Raw genomic sequence first — 17,316 nt, 5'->3', positions numbered from 1 at the left:
CCTGCCGTACGTACGGGAGGGCGCCCGCTCAGGACACCATGAGCAGGGCGTCCTTCCGCCATTTCAGGACCTTGTCGAAGCTCACGACCGCACCGGCGCACCCCGGGCGGTTGCCGAAGTGGACGTGGTCGGCAAGCTGTTCGATCAGGCACAGGCCCCGTCCCTCCTCGGCGGTGACGGGCGGATACGACGCGTACTGCGGGTCCGGCAGTCCGCACCCGGGCTGCCGCTCCGACGTGTGAGGCCCGCCCCGGGTGGGAAAGCCGGGCCCCGAATCGGCGACTTCGATACGGCACTTCTCGCCGTCCAGATAAGCGGTGACCCGGTACTGGCCGCTGGCTGACGGATCCTCCCAGCCGTCCCGGTCGTTCCCGGTGCCGTCGGCGGCGGCGTCGTGCTCCCCACCGTGCTCGACCGCGTTCGCACAGGCTTCGCTGAGCGCGAGTGACAGGTCGAAGGAGATGTCCGGGTCCACGCCCGCGGATTCCATCGTGCCGAGCAGGAACCGGCGGGCGAGCGGGACGCTCGCAGCGTCGCGCCGCAAATGGAGTGACCACCAGATGCTCATGCTCCGGCCTCCTGGTTGCGGCTAGACATACCGCTACGTATTGCCGCACCGGGGCGGTCGTAAGCACGTGGATGCCCTGATGCCGCCCATTCGGCGGATAGCCGCACGCACCACACCCGTGTATCCCGGTCCCACACGCCCGTTTCGCCCGGCCCGGGAGCTGCCGGAATCCGCGCGAACGGCCCTGCTCACACCCAATCCGTCCGGAAGACGACCTTCCGGACCTGCCGTACGGGGGCGGGGGGCCGGGTGCGATGATGGCCCCGCCATGTCTGTGTCAGTGGGACGCGCCGGAGCCGGTCTACGGCTACTGAGGGCCGCGGTGTTCGCCGCGGTCTGCGTCGCGTTGTCCGCGGCCGGACACGCGCTGGCCGCCTGCGCGACCGTCCCCTGGTGGACGCTGCTCGCCGGATTCCTCGGCGTCCTCGCGGTGGCCGTCCCCCTCGCCGGACGCGAACGCGCACTGCCGTCCATCACCGCGGCCCTGGCCGGCGGACAGCTCGCCCTGCACACCCTGTTCGGGCTGGGCACGCACACCACGGCCCCCGGAACCACGGGCGACGACGCGCTGGTCCGGTTTGCGGCGAGCCTCGTCTGCGGCGCCGGACCCCAGCAGCTGAACGCCGCCGACGCGCGGCACATCGTCGGCACCGCGGGCATCGACCCGGCCGCGGTGACCGCTCAGGCGCACCAGCATCTGGCCGCCGCCCCTTCCGGCCCGGCCTGGGCCACCCCGGCCGGCCTCCTCCACACGCTGCCCGGCCTGCCCATGCTCCTCGGGCACCTGCTGGCCGCCCTGGCCACCGGCTGGCTGCTGCGGCGGGGAGAGGTCGCCTTGTTCCGGCTCGCCCGGCTGTCGGCGCACGGTGCCCAGCAGGTCGCGGCCGGGGCGCGGCTCCGGGCGCTGCGCGACGCGTTCCGGCTGGTCGCCGCCCTGCGCAGCGGCCTGACCGGTGAGCCCGCGACCGGGCCACGCACCCCTCGTACCGCCGTGGACGCACCGCGCCCGGACACCGGGGATCCCTTGCAGCACCTGGTGATCAGGCGCGGACCGCCCTCCGCGCTCGCTCTCGCAGCCTGACGCGACGCCCTCCACACGATGCGCACCCGCCCCTTCGGGTTTCGGCGCGCATTCACCCGTACGGACATGGCGTCGCGATACCGGTGCGCACCCGTGCGCCGGAGCACCTTCCCTTCGTGCCTTGTGGAGTGATCCCTGTTATGAACGTTTCCCGCATCGCCCTCGTCGGCGGCGTCGCCGCTTCCACCGTGCTGCTGCTCGCCGGTACGGCCTCCGCCCACGTCACCGTCCAGCCGCAGGGCGAGGCCGCCAAGGGCGGCTATGCCGTCATCAACTTCAAGGTCCCCAACGAGCGTGACAACGCCTCGACGACCAAGCTCGAAGTGAACTTCCCGACCGACCACCCGCTGGCGTCCGTCATGCCGCAGCCGGTGCCCGGCTGGGACATCGAGGTGACGACGAGCAAGCTGGCCAAGCCGCTGGAGATGCACGGAAAGACGATCAACGAGGCCGTCTCCAAGGTCACCTGGACCGGTGGCAAGATCGAGCCCGGCCGCTTCCAGCAGTTCCCGCTCTCCGTCGGCAAGCTCCCCGAGGACGCCGACCAGCTGGTGTTCAAGGCGATCCAGACGTACTCCAACAAGGAGGTCGTGCGCTGGATCGAGGAGGCCAAGGAGGGCGCCGACGAGCCCGCGTCCCCCGCGCCCGTCCTCAAGCTGACGGCCGCGGCCGATGACGCGCACGGGGCGGCCGGCGCGGACGCGAAGTCCTCGGACTCCGCCGAGAAGGGCGGCGAGACGACCGCCGCTTCGGCGTCCTCCTCCGACTCCTCGGACAACACCGCCCGGGTGCTCGGCATCGTCGGCATCGTCATCGGCGTCGCCGGCGTGGCCTTCGGTGTCCTGGCCGGTCGTCGGCGTACGGCCTGACAGGTCCCACGGGGGCCAGGCTCTTCCTGGCCCCCACCCGCTCCACCAACTTCTCAGGAACAGTGCTCCATGGTTAAGAAGATCGTTCCGGCCGCGGCGCTCGTCGTCGCGGCCGCGCTCACCCTGTCCGCCTGCGGCGGCAGTGACAACGACAGCAAGAAGCCCGTGGCCGACGTGTCGATGCAGACGAAGACGCAGGCCGCGACGGTGCTCGACCAGCCGTTCACCAAGCCCGACCTCGTCCTGACCGACACGCACGGCAAGAAGTACGACCTGCGCAAGGAGACCAAGGGCAAGCCGACGCTCATCTACTTCGGCTACACCCACTGCCCCGACGTCTGCCCGCTCATCATGAGCAACATCGCCATCGCCAAGCAGGCCCTGCCCAAGGCCGACCAGGACAACCTCCGGGTCGTCTTCGTCACCACCGACCCGGAACGGGACACCCCGGCCTCCCTCGGCAGCTGGCTCAAGGCGCAGGACCCCTCCTTCATCGGTCTCACCGGCGACTTCCCGGCCATCCAGGCGGGCGCCCGGCAGATCGGCATCGGCATCTCCGCGCCGACGAAGGAGAAGGACGGCACGGTCGTCTCGATGCACGGCTCGCAGGTCATCGCCTTCTCCCCGAAGACCGACAAGGGCTACCTGCTGTACAGCGAGGACACCACACCCGACGACTACACCAAGGACCTCCCCAAGATCGTCGAAGGGGAGAACCCGTGAACCACCGCGCCACCCTCGCCGCCGTCCTGGCCGTGACCGCCGGCCTGACGCTGGCGGGGTGCTCGACCTCCTCGGACAAGCCGGAGCTGAAGGTCATCGGCGGGTTCATGCCGCAGCCCGTCAACGACATGGCGGCCGGCTTCCTCGTCGTACAGAACAACGGCACCGGCGACGACCGCCTCACCTCGGTCACCAGCCCGCTCTCGGACGACGTCACGATCCACGAGACGAAGAACCAGGTCATGCGGAAGGTGACGTCCTTCGACGTGCCCGCGGGCGGTGAGCTGGACCTTGAACGTGGTGGCAACCACATCATGTTCATGAAGCTCAAGAAGCAGCCCAAGCAGGGCCAGAAGGTGTCCGTGGAACTGCACTTCGAGAAGGCCGGCGCGATCGAGGTCGACCTTCCCGTGAAGGAGACCACCCACAACCCGAAGAAGCAGTGAGGGACTGACACGCCATGACAGCCACCGCCCCGCCCTTCGGGCCGCCCCCGTCCGCCCTGCGCCGGCCGCTCGCCGCGGCCGGACTGCTCACCGCGCTGCTCGGCGCGGTCCTCGGTCTGCTGCTGGCCGTCGCGGCCCCCGCGTCGGCCCATGCCGCGCTCACCGGGAGCGATCCGCAGGACGGGGCGGTGGTCGCCACGGCACCCACACAGATCACCCTCACCTTCTCCGAGCAGGTCGCCCTCGGCACGGACTCCATCCGCGTCCTGGACCCCTCGGGCAAGCGCGCCGACACCAAGGCCGCCCCGCGCGACCTGCACAGCGGGTCCACCGTGAAGTACGGCGTCGCCCTGCGCGACGGCCTCGGCAACGGCACGTACACCGTGGCCTGGCAGGCGGTCTCCGCCGACAGCCACCCGGTCTCCGGCGCCTTCACCTTCTCCATCGGGGCTCCCTCCGAGACCTCCGTCGCCCTCCCCGACAACGAGGCCGGGGGCGGGCTCGTCGGCACGCTCTACGACATCGCGCGCTACGCCGCGTACGCCGGGTTCATCGTGCTCGCGGGCGGTGCCGCCTTCGTTCTGGCCTGCTGGCAGCGCGGCGCGGGTGCGCGTCCGCTGCAACGTCTGGTCGTACGCGGCTGGATGACACTCACCGCGGCGACCCTCGCGATGCTGCTCCTCCGCAGCTCGTACACCGGGTCCGGGAAGCTGGGGGACGTCCTCGACCTCGACGGCCTCAAGGCGGTCCTCGACACCAAGCCCGGTGCCGCCCTGGTCTCGCGGCTCCTGCTGCTCGGCGCCAGTGCGCTGTTCGTCGCCGTGCTCTTCGGCGCGTACGCCAAGCGCGAGGACCCGCGCGAGAAGAGGGACCTCACCTTCGGCCTCGCCATCGGCGGCACGGTCATCGCCGCCGGTATCGCCGGCACCTGGGCGCTCGCCGAGCACGCGTCGACCGGTATCCAGCCCGGCATCGCCATGCCCGTGGACGTGCTCCACCTGCTGGCCGTCGCCGCCTGGCTGGGCGGTCTTGTGGCGCTGCTGACCGCGCTCTACCGCACGCCCGATCTGACCTCGGCGGCCGTACGCCGCTTCTCCACGATCGCCTTCGTCAGCGTGGTCGTCCTCGTCGCGACGGGCGTCTACCAGTCGTGGCGGCAGGTCGGCACGTGGTCGGCGCTGACCGGCACGGGTTACGGGCAGCTGCTGCTGGTCAAGGTGGGGCTCGTCGCCGTCCTGGTGGGGATCGCGTCGATGTCGCGCCGGTGGACGGCGAGGCTCGCGGAGGGCGGCGATGCCCCGGCCTCGATTACGCCGGAAGCCGACGCGGAGCCCGGGGCCGGACCGGACGCCGAGCCGGAGCCCGGACCGGACACCGCCGAGGACCCCGCGCGGGCCGCTCAGCTCGCCCGGCAGCGGGCCGCCGTGGCCACCGCCGACAAGAAGCGGATACGCGACGCCGACCCCGGCCGGTCGGGGCTGCGCCGCTCCGTGCTCGCCGAGGTCGGCGTCGCCGTGGCCCTGCTGGCGGTGACCACCGTGCTCACGTCGACCGAGCCGGGCCGTACGGAGGAAGAGGCGGCCCGCTCCACGTCGGCGGCGGCGGCCGGCCCCGTGGACAGCGGTCCCGTCAATCTCGCGATGCCCTTCGACACGGGCGGTGCGAACGGCAAGGGCACGGTACGGGTGGACATCGACCCGGGGCGCACCGGTGCCAACGTGATCCACCTGTGGATCGAGGACCCCTCCAAGAAGCCCATGGACGTCCCCGAGGTGAAGATCGCCTTCACTCTGGAGTCCAAGGACATCGGCCCCCTGCCGGCCGCCCCGGTCCGGCTGACCGAGGGCCACTGGACCGCCACCGGCCTCCAGCTCCCGATCGCGGGCGACTGGAAGGTCGCGGTGACGGTACGGACCTCCGACATCGACCAGACGACGGTCGACAAGAACGTGAAGATCGGCTGAGCAGGACCGTGAGCGGAAAAAGCACGAGCAGCGACACCAGCAACACCCAGGCCCTCTCCCGGCGGCGGCTGCTCGGCACCGCAGGCGCCGCCGGGGCGACCGGACTGGTCCTCGGCGCGGCCGGCGGCGCCACCGGCTATGCCGCGACCCGTGACGAGGCACCGGCCGCGCTGACCACGGTCGGCTCCACCGAGGTGATGTTTCACGGGAAACATCAACCGGGGATCACCACTCCGCTTCAGGCGTCCGGCCATCTGATCGCTTTCGACCTCGCCCCCGGAGCCGGGCGCAAGCAGGCCGCCGCCCTGATGCGCCGGTGGTCCGCGGTGGCGCGGCGACTGATGGCCGGCGAACCCACCACGGGCGCGGCGGACGGCACCGGACACGACACCGGTGTCGCACTGGACGCGGGCCCGTCCTCGCTCACCGTCACCTTCGGCTTCGGCGCCACCTTCTTCGAACGCACGGGCCTCACCGCGCACCGCCCGCCGGGACTCGCCCCGCTGCCGCCGTTCTCCTCCGACCACCTCGACGCCGGCCGGTCCAACGGGGACCTGTGGGTCCAGATCGGCGCCGACGACGCGCTCGTCGCCTTCCACGCGCTGCGGGCCGTACAGAAGGAGGCCGCCGCGACGGCCACCGTGCGCTGGCAGATGAACGGCTTCAACCGCACGCCCGGCGCGACCGCGAAGCCGATGACGGCCCGCAACCTGATGGGCCAGATCGACGGCACCGGCAACCCGAAGCCCACGGACGACGACTTCACCGAGCGCCTGTTCGTCCCCGGTGGCCAGGACCCGGCGTACGACTGGCTCACGGGCGGCTCCTACGCGGTGGTCCGGCGGATCCGGATGCTCCTGGACGACTGGGAGAAGCTTGCGGTGGAGCGCCAGGAGCGGGTCATCGGCCGACGCAAGGCGGACGGCGCCCCCCTCAGCGGCGGCACCGAGACCACCGCGATGGACCTCGACAAGGCGGGCCCGGACGGCAAGCTGCTGATCCCGGACAACGCGCATGCCCGGATCTCGTCCCCCGAGCGCAACAGCGGTGCGGCGATGCTGCGCCGGCCGTTCTCGTACCACGACGGGATTTCCCAGGACGGTACCCCGGACGCCGGGCTGCTGTTCATCTGCTGGCAGGCGGACCCGCTGCGCGGCTTCGTCCCGGTGCAGCGCAAGCTGGACCGGGGGGACGCGCTCTCCCCCTTCATCCGCCACGAGGCGAGCGGGCTGTTCGCGGTGCCGGGCGGGGCGGCGGCCGGTGAGTACGTGGGGCAGCGGCTTCTGGAGTCCTGAGCCGCAGGGGCCCACCCGTCCGGGGCCTTTGCGCCTTCACCGCGCATTAGGGTGACGGTATGTCCGCCACGCGCTACGCCTATCTCGGCCCCGAAGGCACCTTCACCGAGGTCGCCCTCCGTACGCTCCCGGAGGCCGCCACCCGCGAACTCGTCCCGATGGTCTCCGTACCGGCGGCGCTGGACGCGGTGCGCAACGGAACGGCCGCCGCGGCGCTCGTACCGATCGAGAACTCCGTCGAGGGCGGCATCACCACCACCCTCGACCAGCTCACCAGCGGCGAACCGCTGATGATCTACCGCGAGGTGCTGCTCTCCATCACCTTCGCGCTGCTCGTACGGCCCGGCACCAAGCTGTCCGACATCAAGACGGTCACCGCTCACCCGGCAGCGCAGCCGCAGGTACGCAACTGGATGGCCGCACATCTCCCGCAGGCGGTCTGGGAGTCGGCGGCATCCAACGCGGACGGTGCGCGGCTCGTGCAGGAGGGCCGCTACGACGCCGCCTTCGCGGGGGAGTTCGCGGCGGAGAGGTACGGCCTCGAACCGCTGGTGACCGAGATCCACGACGCGGAGAACGCGCAGACCCGCTTCGTGCTCGTGGGCCGTCCGGCCCGGCCCTCCGCGCCGACCGGTGCGGACAAGACCTCCGTGGTGATCTGGCTGGGCGACGACCACCCCGGCGCCCTGCTCGAACTGCTCCAGGAGTTCGCGGTGCGCGGGGTGAACCTGATGCTGATCCAGTCGCGGCCGACCGGGGCCGGCATCGGCAACTACTGTTTCGCGGTGGACGCGGAGGGCCATATCTCCGACCGCCGGGTCGGCGAGGCCCTGATGGGGCTCAAGCGCATCTGCCCCAATGTGCGCTTCCTCGGTTCCTACCCGCGGGCCGGTGTGACTCCGGAGGATGTACGCGCGCTGCGCGCGGGAACGTCCGACGCGGAGTTCACCGAGGCGTCCGACTGGCTGGCACGCAACCAGGACGGGCGGGCCTGACCGAGCCCTGGGTCTCCCGGCCCAGGGCCGCTTTGTGTCCACAGGACTGGTGTGATCAGAGGATTGTTCCAACTCGGGAAAAGTTATCCACAGGTAGGGGATTACACCTGGGGACAAGTCGACACCACAATGCGACAAGGTCGACAAACCGACACGGCCTACTCACACCCATCCACAGGGCGTCTGTTCATCCCGTGTCAGCCCAATTCCGTTGATCAACTCTTTAGGGCTAGCAATTCCCACTCGAACGAGAGCGTGAAACGGGTTTGAACCTTGAATCCACGCGTTCCCACCAGACCCTCGGAATGATCTCCTCCACGTCCACAGACTTCCCCCACAGCCTGTGGATAACTTTGACCTGTCGGCCACTCCTGTGGAAAAGCGCCGCCCAACTACCCCACCACGCAAGCCTCGTGACCCACTCGCTCCACAATGACGAATACTGGCAATTCGGGCAAAGCGCCACGCTTGTCCCTATCGGTTCAAGTGGGCCAAGCCGACACCGGTAGCCTGGAGCAGTGATTGACCTTCGCCTGATTCGTGAGGACCCCGACCGTGTTCGCGCTTCCCAGCGCAACCGGGGAGAGGACGTCGCACTCGTCGACGCCCTGCTCTCCGCCGACGAACGGCGCAGGTCGTCCGGGGTCGCTTTCGACGAACTCCGTTCCGAGCAGAAATCGCTCGGCAAACTCATCCCCAAGGCTTCTCCCGAGGAGCGCACCGCACTCCTGACCCGCGCCGAGCAACTCAAGGCCGATGTCAAGGCGGCAGACGCCGCCCAGGACGAGGCCGACGCGGAGACCAGGAACCTGCTGCTGCGGCTCGGCAACATCGTCCACCCGGACGTACCGGTCGGTGGCGAGGAGGACTTCGTCGTCCGGGAGACGCACGGGACGATCCGCGACTTCGGCGCCGAGGGATTCGAGCCCAAGGACCACCTGGAGCTCGGCGAGGCCCTGGGCGCGATCGATATGGAGCGCGGCGCCAAGGTCTCCGGCTCGCGCTTCTACTACCTGACGGGCGTCGGCGCACTGCTGGAGCTCGCCCTCGTCAACGCGGCGATCGCCCAGGCCACCGAGGCCGGCTTCACCCCGATGCTGACCCCGACCCTGGTCCGCCCCCGCGCCATGGAGGGCACCGGCTTCCTCGGCCAGGCCGCGGAGGACGTCTACCACCTGGACAAGGACGACCAGTATCTGGTCGGCACCTCCGAGGTACCGCTCGCCGCGTACCACATGGACGAGATCATCGACGCGGAGCAGCTGCCGCTGCGCTACGCCGGCTACTCCTCCTGCTACCGCCGCGAGGCGGGGACGTACGGCAAGGACACCCGCGGCATCTTCCGGGTGCACCAGTTCACCAAGGTCGAGATGTTCTCGTACGTCGACCCAACGGAGGCGGAGGCCGAGCACCTGCGCCTCCTGGACTGGGAGAAGCAGTGGCTCACCGGCCTCGAACTGCCCTTCCAGGTCATCGACGTCGCCAGCGGCGACCTGGGGGCCTCGGCCACCCGGAAGTACGACTGCGAGGCGTGGATCCCGACCCAGGGCAAGTACCGCGAGCTGACCTCGGCGTCCAACTGCGGCGAGTTCCAGGCGCGCAGGCTCTCGGTCCGGATGCGGGACAACCGCGACGGCAAGAAGACCACGCGGCCCCTGGCCACCCTGAACGGCACGCTCTGCGCCGTCCCGCGCACCATCGTCGCGATCCTGGAGAACCATCAGCTTGCCGACGGTTCGGTGCGGGTGCCCGAGGTGCTCCGCCCCTACCTGGGCGGGCGCGAGATTCTGGAGCCGGTCGCCAAGTGACCTTCCCCTACAAGCTCGTCGCGACCGACCTCGACGGCACCCTGCTGCGCGACGACGAAACCGTCTCCGCGCGGACGCGCGAGGCGCTGAAAGCCGCCGCCGCCGCCGGCGCGGCGCACATCGTCGTCACCGGCCGCGCCGTCCCGTGGACCCGGCACATCCTGGAGGACCTCGGCTACGAGGGACTGGCCGTCTGCGCGCAGGGCGCTCAGGTCTACCACGCGGGTGAGCGCAGGCTGCTCACGTCGCTCACCCTGGACCGGCAGCTCGCCGGGCTCGCCCTCTCCAAGGTCGAGGCCGAGGTCGGTCCGCTGGCGCTGGCCGCGAGCCGCGACGGGCTCGACGGCGAGGTGCTGGTCGGGCCGGGCTACCGCGTCCAGGAAGGACCGCGTCCGGCCGTCTTCGTCCAGGACCCGGCCGAGATGTGGGCCGCTCCGCTGAACAAGGTGTACATACAGCACCCGGAGCTGGACGACGACGCGCTGGCGAAGGCCGCGCGGGCGGCGGTCGGCAATCTGGTAGACGTGGTCATGGCGGGGCCCGGGGTCGTGGAGATCCTGCCGCTGGGACTGAGCAAGGCCACCGGCCTCTCGCTCGCCGCGCGCCGGCTGGGCGTGAAGGGCGCGGACACGATCGCCTTCGGCGACATGCCCAACGACATCCCCATGTTCGCCTGGGCCCGGCACGGCGTGGCCATGGCCAACGCCCACGCCGATCTGAAGGCCGTCGCTCAGGAGACGACCACGTCGAACGATGACGACGGGATCGCGGTGGTGCTGGAACGGCTGCTGCGGGAGTCGTAGACCGCCCACACTCTTCGCGCGGCTCAGGGACCGGGGCGCCGCCTCGGTCCCTGAGCTTTTTACGCCTGCCGGGTCCGCCGGATCAGCGCTTGTTGCGGCGGTTCAGCTCCTTCAGATTGCGCGCCAGGGCGTCCATGCGGTCGTCGAGCCGGACCACGTCCTCGGAGACCCCGCTGAGCCTGACGCTCATGGCGCCGACGACCTGGTGGGTCGCCTCCAGCCTGCGGTCGAGGCTGTCCAGCCGGTGCGACATCCGGTTGAGGACCGGGCCCAGCTCCTGGAGCGCGATGCCCACACCGGCCAGGTGGCTCTCGACCCGGGTTACGCGGTGTTCGAGCGACGCGTATCCCGCGCGCAGGTCCTGCTCGGCGTCGAGCAGATACGTACGCACGCACCGGGCGACGTCGCTGTCGCGAAGAAGCATGGCGACGTTGAGGACGGTCCGGCGGGTGAAGAGACGCAGCTGAGTGGCTGCCTGTGGATAACTTTCCCCTTCGTCGCCACCCCATAGCGACACCATGTCGCTATGGAAGTCACGCAGGTCAGAGCCACGCAGTACGCGCATACCATTCTCCGAGAGCTCGACCTGATGCCGGTCGGTCAGCCTCCTGACCGTCCTTGTGGATACTTCGAAGTAACGAGCCACGTCCTCTGTGCGAAGGTGAATCCCATCCGGGAGCATGACAAGGCACTTCACCTTGTCCAGGACGTCGACGCGTCCCATCTGTTCGACGCGCAGGGCGCGTGATTCGAGCAAGGCGACTTCCGTCGGCATGAGCTGCCTTCCGTTCGTGAAAGCTTCGCGGAAATGGACAGCCCTCTCCCCGGGCTTCAGGGGCGGAGGACGCTCACGGTTGCCACTCACTCAAGGAACCGACCGACGGGGTACTCCCTCGCCGTATCGGCCATCTGCACATTTCACGAACGCTACGACGCCACGGATTCCAGTTGCCTCCACGCACCGTGAACAACGCACCGATAAACGTACAGTTACGCGTAAGACTGTCCGACATGTGACAACCCCCAGCCGATGACCGGGGGTTGTCACATGTCGGACGGCGGTCCGCTCACTCCTCGCCGGCCAGCTTCAGCGTGCGCAGCTTCTGCCCCGCGTACCAGGTCGCCGCGACGGTGACCACGGCCAGCAGGACCGTGGCGAGCGGCAGACCGACGTCCGAGGTGATCGCACCGTTGCCGCCGGCCTTCTCCGCCAGCGCGAGCGACCACTGCTGCACGCTGAGCGTGCGCGCACCCGGCACCAGGCTGCCGAACAGGGCCTCCCACACCAGCGCGTAGACGAGGCCGAGCACGACCGCGTGCCGGCTGACCGTGCCCAGCAGCAGGAACAGCGCACTGTAGGCGATCGAGGCGACCAGGGCGGCGATGGTGTACGCCACCGCGATCTGCTGGCCGTTGCCGTTGAGGATCAGGCCCGCGATCATCGTCGGCACCGCCGAGAAGACCATGGTCACCGCGATCGCGACGATCAGCTTGGTGAAGATGATCGTCGGCCGGCTCACCGGTTTGGACAGCAGATAGACGATCGAGCCGTCATCGATCTCCGGCCCGATGGCGCCCGTGCCGGCGATCACGCCGATCAGCGGCACCATGGTGGCGATGGCGAATCCGCCCAGGACGTCCGAGGCCACCTGGTCGTCGGCCCCCGCGAACATCCGTACCGCCACCGCGATAACGATCAGCAGTGCGGGCAGCACGAAGAGGATGGCGGCCCGGCGCCGGCCGAGCAGCGCCCGGTAGGTGAGCCGGGCGACTGTGGGGTCGTACATGACGTCACAGCTCCTTGTCGGCCTCAGGCCGCTACGAGATAGGAAAAGACCGATTCGAGGGACTCGTCGGACGGTGAAACGGTCAGCAGACGAATGCCCTGCTCGCGTGCGACCTTGGGCAACAGCGTGGTGAAGCGGGCAAAATCGATCGCCTGGATACGCAAAGCGTTCTCGCTCAGGTCGACTTCGATCCCCGCCGTCGACGGATCGGCGATGAGCGCGGCGGCCAGGGCCCGGTCGTCGCTGGACCGTACGAGATAGCGGTGCGGACGGTCCGTCATCAGCCGGCGGATGCGGCGGAAGTCACCGGACGCCGCGTGCCGGCCCGCGACGACGACCTCGATGTGCGAGGCGAGCTGTTCGACCTCTTCGAGGATGTGCGAGGAGAAGAGGACCGTCCGGCCCTCCGCGCCCATCCGCCGCAGCAGGTCCATCAGCTGCATCCGCTGGCGCGGGTCCATCCCGTTGAACGGCTCGTCCAGCAGCAGCACGGACGGGTTGTGGACCAGCGCGGACGCCATCTTCACGCGCTGGCGCATGCCCTTGCTGTACGTCGCGATCTTGCGGTCCTGCGCGTACTCCATCTCGACCGTGGCCAGTGCCGCGGCAGCCTCGGCCGCGCCCAGTCCGTGCAGCTCGGCGTTGGCCACCACGAATTCGCGGCCGGTCAGGAAGTCGTACATCGCCTCGCGCTCCGGGACGATGCCGATCTCCCGGTACACGGCCTCGTTGCGCCAGATCGCCTTCCCGTCCAGCGTGACCGTACCCGTGGACGGCGCGAGGAATCCGGCCATCATGTTGATCAGCGTCGACTTGCCGGCGCCGTTGGGGCCCAGCAGACCGGTGACGCCGGGTCCCACCGTCATGCTGACGTCGTTGACGGCGACCACGTTGCCGAACCAGCGGGAGGTGTGGTCGATCTCGATCGTGGTCACAGCCCGACCTTCCGGTAGCGGCGCATCAGTACGGCGTACGAGCCGGCGACGAGCGCGAGGACAACGAGCAGGTAGACGACGCCGGTGCCGGCGCCCGGACCGTTCCCGCCGGGGAAGGCCGAGCTCGCGCCGAGGAACGCGGTCTGCACCCCGTCGACCAGCGTGAGCGGGGAGAACAGCCCCAGCCACGGCACCGCGCCCTCCGAACCCGTGGACCAGGCGATGCCCTGGATGGTCGAGACCGCGCCGTACGTGATCATCAGCAGCGCAATGACGGCCGCCACACCGAAGCCGCGGCGCGGGGTCAGGGCGGCCATCACCAGGCCGAGTCCGGCGAACAGCACGGAGAGCAGCAGCACGGAAACCATCCCCTGGGCGAACCACTTGGTCTGATCGCCGAAGTCGAACTTCCCCAGCAGCGCGCCGATGTAGAGGATCACGACCGGCGCCCCGGTGAGCACGAAGACCGCGGAGGCCATGGCAGCGAACTTGGCGAGGACGTAGTCCCCGTGCTCGATCGGCCGCGAGAAGTACAGCGGTACGGTCTTGAACCGCAGGTCCCTGGAGACCGCCTGCGGCGCCTGCGCGGCGATGAACAGGCCGATGACGGCCTGTAGGTAGATCGCGAACGACGTGTACTTGATCGGAAGTTTCGTCGTCCCCGGTGTGGCAATGGCGACGGCGACGATGATCGCCGCCACCAGGCACATCACGCCGAACAGCAGCATGGGCAGCACCTTGGACTTGGCCGACCGGCCGAGCCCGAAGGAGCCGCGCAGGGTCTGCGAGTACAGCGAGCGGCGGGCGTACGCGCGCCCGAGCCGCGGGCCGTCGTAGGCGCGGTAGCCGATGTTGTGGATCCGGGAGGTCTCGTTCCCGGTGGCGGCGCCGGTCTCAGTGCTCATCGCGTCCGCTCCCCTTCTGCAGTACGGCTCCGGCCGGCACGGCCGCGGGCGGCGCCTCGTCGCTGCGGAACACCTCGGCGATGTGGTGACGGCGCTGTTCCATGCGTACGAGACCGAGGCCGAGCCCCGCGACGCTGTCGCGTACGAGGTCGTACGTCTCCTCGCCCGTCGCCTCGACCAGCAGGATGTGACCGGCGCCGGGCAGCCCCTGGGTGTCCAGTCCGTCGAGCCCGACGAGTTTGACGCCCGCCTCGATGAGGGAACGGCGCAGGGCGCCCGTTCCGTCCGGGTGGCTGTCGCTGTCGGTGACCTCGACCGCGAGGGTCGTCGTGGTCTGGGTGAAGTCGCTGGTGGAGCTGGAGCGCAGCAGCTTTCCGCCGTCGATGACGACGACGTGGTCGCAGGTGCGTTCCAGCTCGCCGAGCAGGTGCGAGGTGACGAGGACCGAGATGCCGAAGTCGCTGTAGATCCGGCGGATCAGGCCGAGCATCTCGTCGCGCCCGACCGGGTCGAGCCCGTTGGTCGGTTCGTCGAGCAGGACCAGCTGGGGGTCGTGCACCAGCGCCTGGGCCAGCTTCACCCGCTGCTTCATGCCCGTCGAGTAGCCGCCGATGGGGCGGTAGCGCTCCTCGTACAGGCCGACATGGCGCAGGGTGTCCGCCGTGCGCTCGCGGGCGGCGGTCGGGGGCAGACCGGACATGCGCGCCATGTGGACGACGAACTCGGTGGCCGAGACGTCGGGCGGCAGGCAGTCGTGCTCCGGCATGTAGCCGACCCGCTCGCGGATGGCGGGGCCGCTGGTCGAGACGTCGAGCCCGAGCACGGCGGCCCTGCCCTCGGTCGCGGGGGACAGCCCCAGCAGGATCTTGATCAGCGTGGACTTGCCGGCCCCGTTGGCGCCCACCAGCCCGGTCACACCCGGGCCGATGTCCAGGGTGAGCCGGTCAAGCGCGGTCACCCGGGGGAACCGTTTACTCAGACCTTCGGCAGCGATGACATTCACGGATACGACGGTAGTGGCGCGGACCACAGCGGTCGTCAGACCTGACGGCTGGATCGCGTCAGCCTTCAGTTGTAGGGGACCCGTAAGGGGACCTCACTGAGGACCACGGCGCCCCGGGCCGAAAGCCGTCGTGGCCTGCGCGGAGAGTTATCCACAGGCCATGCGCACCCCTTGACGTAGCCGCCAGTCATTGTCACATTCATCAGTGTCACGTTACGAGCACGTACCGCACACAGCAGCGAACGGACGGTGGCATGGCGTCACGAGGGAAGAGCGAACGGCCCGTGGGCACGGGGCGGTCCGGAGGGAACGGCGGCCCGCGTCTGCGTGATCTGCCGGGCGCGCGCGAGCACCGGGTGGCCACCGGCGGCATCGAGCTGTGCGTGGTCGAGCTGGGCGACCCGGAGCGGCCGACGATCGTCCTGGTGCACGGCTACCCGGACAGCAAGGAGGTCTGGACACAGGTCGCCGCCCGACTGGCCGACGCGTGGCACGTCGTGCTGTACGACGTGCGCGGACACGGCGGCTCGACGGCACCGAAGCCGCTGCGCGGCGGTTTCACGCTGGAGAAGCTGACCGACGACTTCCTGGCCGTGGCCGACGCGGTGAGTCCGGACCGTCCTGTGCACGTGGTGGGGCACGACTGGGGGTCGGTCCAGTCCTGGGAGTTCGCCACGGTCAGCCGTACGGAGGGCCGGATCGCGTCCTTCACCTCGATGTCCGGCCCTTCCCTGGACCATTTCGGGCACTGGATCAAGCACCGGGTGAACCGGCCCACCCCGCGCCGGGTCGGTCAGCTCCTCGGACAGGGCGCCAAGTCCTGGTACGTGTACATGCTGCACACCCCGGTCCTGCCGGAGCTGGCCTGGCGCGGGCCGCTCGGCAAGCGGTGGCCGGGCATCCTGGAGCGGCTGGAGAAGGTACCCCCGGGCGACTACCCGACGTCCTCGCTGCCCAATGACGCGGCGCACGGGGCCTGGCTCTACCGGGACAACGTCCGGGCCCGGCTGAGCAGGCCGCGCACCGACGCGTACGCACACGTGCCGGTGCAGCTGATCACGCCGACCGGGGACGTGTTCCTCTCGGAGCGGCTCTACGACGATCTGGAGTCCTGGGTCCCGCAGTTGACCCGTCGCTCGCTTCCGGCCAAGCACTGGGTGCCGCGCACCCGGCCGGACCAGCTGGCTTCGTGGATCGGGGAGTTCGTGACGGCCACCGAGTCGGCCCGGACGACCGGCGCTCCGGTGGAGGCCCGTGCGAGTGGGCCCTACGCGCAGTGGTTCGGCGGACGGCTCGTGCTGGTGACGGGGGCGGCGGGCGGGATAGGGCGTGCCACGGCGCTGGCCTTCGCGGAGGCGGGTGCCCGGGTGGTGGCCGTCGACCGGGATGCCGAAGGGGCCGAGCGGACCGCCGAGTCGGCCCGGCTGGCCGGGGCTCCGGAAGCCTGGGCCGAGGCGGTGGACGTGAGCGACGAGCAGGCCATGGAGAAGCTTGCCGCCCGGGTGGCCGATGAGTACGGCGTGGTCGATGTGCTGGTCAACAACGCGGGCATCGGCCTTTCGGGCCCGTTCCTGGAGACGTCGTCAGAGGACTGGCGGAACGTCCTCGATGTGAATCTGTGGGGGGTCATCCACGGCTGCCGGCTCTTCGGGCGCCAGATGGCGGAGCGCGGGCAGGGCGGCCATATCGTCAACACCGCTTCCGCGGCGGCCTTTCAGCCGTCCCGCGCCCTTCCCGCGTACAGCACGTCGAAGGCCGCCGTGCTGATGCTCAGCGAGTGCCTGCGCGCCGAGTTCGCCGAGAAGTCGATCGGGGTCAGCGCGATCTGCCCCGGGATCGTCAACACCGGCATCACGGCCACGGCACGGTTCGTCGGTACGGACGTGGCGGAGGAGCAGCGCCTGCGGAAGCGCGCCGGCAAGCTCTACGGCGCGCGCAACTACCCACCGGAGAAGGTCGCGCAGGCGATCCTGCGTGCAGTCGTGCGCAATCAGGCCGTCGTCCCGGTGACGCCGGAGTCCCACGCCGTACGTTTCCTTTCGCGCGTCGGCCCCGGTGTGCTGCGGGGCGTCGCCCGGCTGAAGCCGCCGCTGTGAGCCGGGCGCGGGACGGGGGCTCCGAGCCCGAACCTGGC

General features: G+C 70.0%; 16 protein-coding genes. 10 read left to right on the top strand and 6 right to left on the bottom strand.

Annotation, left to right across the window (positions count from 1 at the left end):
• Window positions 1-28: 28 nt before the first annotated feature.
• On the bottom strand, window positions 29-568 hold the full coding sequence (locus tag OG338_RS14975) for an ATP-binding protein (protein ID WP_405937806.1): 540 nt from the start codon (window positions 566-568) through the stop codon (window positions 29-31).
• A gap of 268 nt (window positions 569-836) precedes the next feature.
• Between OG338_RS14975 and OG338_RS14970 the strand changes: the two genes are divergently transcribed.
• From OG338_RS14970 to OG338_RS14930, 9 genes are all read left to right on the top strand, one after another.
• Window positions 837-1,649 carry a hypothetical protein gene (locus OG338_RS14970; protein WP_405937805.1) on the top strand — a complete coding sequence of 271 codons (813 nt, stop codon included), beginning with the start codon at window positions 837-839 and terminating at the stop codon, window positions 1,647-1,649.
• A gap of 140 nt (window positions 1,650-1,789) precedes the next feature.
• Window positions 1,790-2,518 (top strand): YcnI family protein, encoded by a 729-nt coding sequence (locus OG338_RS14965; RefSeq protein WP_405937804.1) that lies wholly within the window; start codon window positions 1,790-1,792, stop codon window positions 2,516-2,518.
• A gap of 69 nt (window positions 2,519-2,587) precedes the next feature.
• Entirely contained in the window at window positions 2,588-3,241 is a 654-nt protein-coding gene (locus OG338_RS14960; RefSeq protein ID WP_405937803.1) for an SCO family protein, read from the top strand.
• Window positions 3,238-3,687, top strand: coding sequence for a copper chaperone PCu(A)C (locus OG338_RS14955; protein ID WP_405937802.1), 450 nt, complete (start codon window positions 3,238-3,240; stop codon window positions 3,685-3,687). The genes OG338_RS14960 and OG338_RS14955 overlap by 4 nt, the downstream gene beginning before the upstream one ends.
• A gap of 14 nt (window positions 3,688-3,701) precedes the next feature.
• Window positions 3,702-5,651, top strand: coding sequence for a copper resistance protein CopC (locus tag OG338_RS14950; RefSeq protein WP_405937801.1), 1,950 nt, complete (start codon window positions 3,702-3,704; stop codon window positions 5,649-5,651).
• 8 nt (window positions 5,652-5,659) lie between these two features.
• Window positions 5,660-6,946, top strand: coding sequence for an iron uptake transporter deferrochelatase/peroxidase subunit (gene efeB / locus OG338_RS14945; RefSeq protein WP_405937800.1), 1,287 nt, complete (start codon window positions 5,660-5,662; stop codon window positions 6,944-6,946).
• A gap of 59 nt (window positions 6,947-7,005) precedes the next feature.
• The gene (pheA, locus tag OG338_RS14940; protein WP_405937799.1) at window positions 7,006-7,941 is read left to right on the top strand and encodes a prephenate dehydratase; all 936 of its coding nucleotides are present in this window, start codon (window positions 7,006-7,008) and stop codon (window positions 7,939-7,941) included.
• A 518-nt stretch (window positions 7,942-8,459) separates the two neighbouring features.
• Entirely contained in the window at window positions 8,460-9,749 is a 1,290-nt protein-coding gene (gene serS, locus OG338_RS14935) for a serine--tRNA ligase (RefSeq protein WP_405937798.1), read from the top strand.
• Window positions 9,746-10,552, top strand: coding sequence for an HAD family hydrolase (locus OG338_RS14930; protein WP_405937797.1), 807 nt, complete (start codon window positions 9,746-9,748; stop codon window positions 10,550-10,552). Before serS ends, OG338_RS14930 begins: the two co-directional genes overlap by 4 nt.
• 82 nt (window positions 10,553-10,634) lie before the next feature.
• Here OG338_RS14930 and OG338_RS14925 read toward each other — a convergent pair whose 3' ends face one another.
• From OG338_RS14925 to OG338_RS14905, 5 genes are all read right to left on the bottom strand, one after another.
• Entirely contained in the window at window positions 10,635-11,327 is a 693-nt protein-coding gene (locus OG338_RS14925) for a hypothetical protein (protein WP_405937796.1), read from the bottom strand.
• Between the two features lie 292 nt (window positions 11,328-11,619).
• Complete coding sequence (locus tag OG338_RS14920) at window positions 11,620-12,339, bottom strand: ABC transporter permease (RefSeq protein ID WP_405937795.1); 720 nt, start codon at window positions 12,337-12,339, stop codon at window positions 11,620-11,622.
• Between the two features lie 23 nt (window positions 12,340-12,362).
• Entirely contained in the window at window positions 12,363-13,274 is a 912-nt protein-coding gene (locus tag OG338_RS14915) for an ATP-binding cassette domain-containing protein (RefSeq protein ID WP_164399326.1), read from the bottom strand.
• Window positions 13,271-14,179, bottom strand: coding sequence for an ABC transporter permease (locus OG338_RS14910; protein WP_405937794.1), 909 nt, complete (start codon window positions 14,177-14,179; stop codon window positions 13,271-13,273). Before OG338_RS14910 ends, OG338_RS14915 begins: the two co-directional genes overlap by 4 nt.
• Complete coding sequence (locus tag OG338_RS14905; protein WP_405937793.1) at window positions 14,169-15,137, bottom strand: ABC transporter ATP-binding protein; 969 nt, start codon at window positions 15,135-15,137, stop codon at window positions 14,169-14,171. Before OG338_RS14905 ends, OG338_RS14910 begins: the two co-directional genes overlap by 11 nt.
• Window positions 15,138-15,505: 368 nt before the next feature.
• On the opposite strand from OG338_RS14905, the gene OG338_RS14900 reads away from it, so the two are divergent.
• Window positions 15,506-17,278, top strand: coding sequence for an SDR family oxidoreductase (locus OG338_RS14900; protein WP_405940429.1), 1,773 nt, complete (start codon window positions 15,506-15,508; stop codon window positions 17,276-17,278).
• Window positions 17,279-17,316: the final 38 nt, after the last annotated feature.

Origin of the sequence: Streptomyces sp. NBC_00726 (assembly GCF_045161735.1) — a bacterium.
Lineage (GTDB): Bacteria > Actinomycetota > Actinomycetes > Streptomycetales > Streptomycetaceae > Streptomyces.
This window is presented reverse-complemented; position numbering and strand designations above follow the sequence as displayed.

Bases quoted from the DNA above. Each gene is read 5' to 3' on its own strand.
- OG338_RS14975 (WP_405937806.1), bottom strand. From the start codon at position 568: ATGAGCATCTGGTGGTCACTCCATTTGCGGCGCGACGCTGCGAGCGTC.
- OG338_RS14970 (WP_405937805.1), top strand. From the start codon at position 837: ATGTCTGTGTCAGTGGGACGCGCCGGAGCCGGTCTACGGCTACTGAGG.
- OG338_RS14965 (WP_405937804.1), top strand. From the start codon at position 1,790: ATGAACGTTTCCCGCATCGCCCTCGTCGGCGGCGTCGCCGCTTCCACC.
- OG338_RS14960 (WP_405937803.1), top strand. From the start codon at position 2,588: ATGGTTAAGAAGATCGTTCCGGCCGCGGCGCTCGTCGTCGCGGCCGCG.
- OG338_RS14950 (WP_405937801.1), top strand. From the start codon at position 3,702: ATGACAGCCACCGCCCCGCCCTTCGGGCCGCCCCCGTCCGCCCTGCGC.
- pheA (WP_405937799.1), top strand. From the start codon at position 7,006: ATGTCCGCCACGCGCTACGCCTATCTCGGCCCCGAAGGCACCTTCACC.
- OG338_RS14925 (WP_405937796.1), bottom strand. From the start codon at position 11,327: ATGCCGACGGAAGTCGCCTTGCTCGAATCACGCGCCCTGCGCGTCGAA.
- OG338_RS14920 (WP_405937795.1), bottom strand. From the start codon at position 12,339: ATGTACGACCCCACAGTCGCCCGGCTCACCTACCGGGCGCTGCTCGGC.
- OG338_RS14910 (WP_405937794.1), bottom strand. From the start codon at position 14,179: ATGAGCACTGAGACCGGCGCCGCCACCGGGAACGAGACCTCCCGGATC.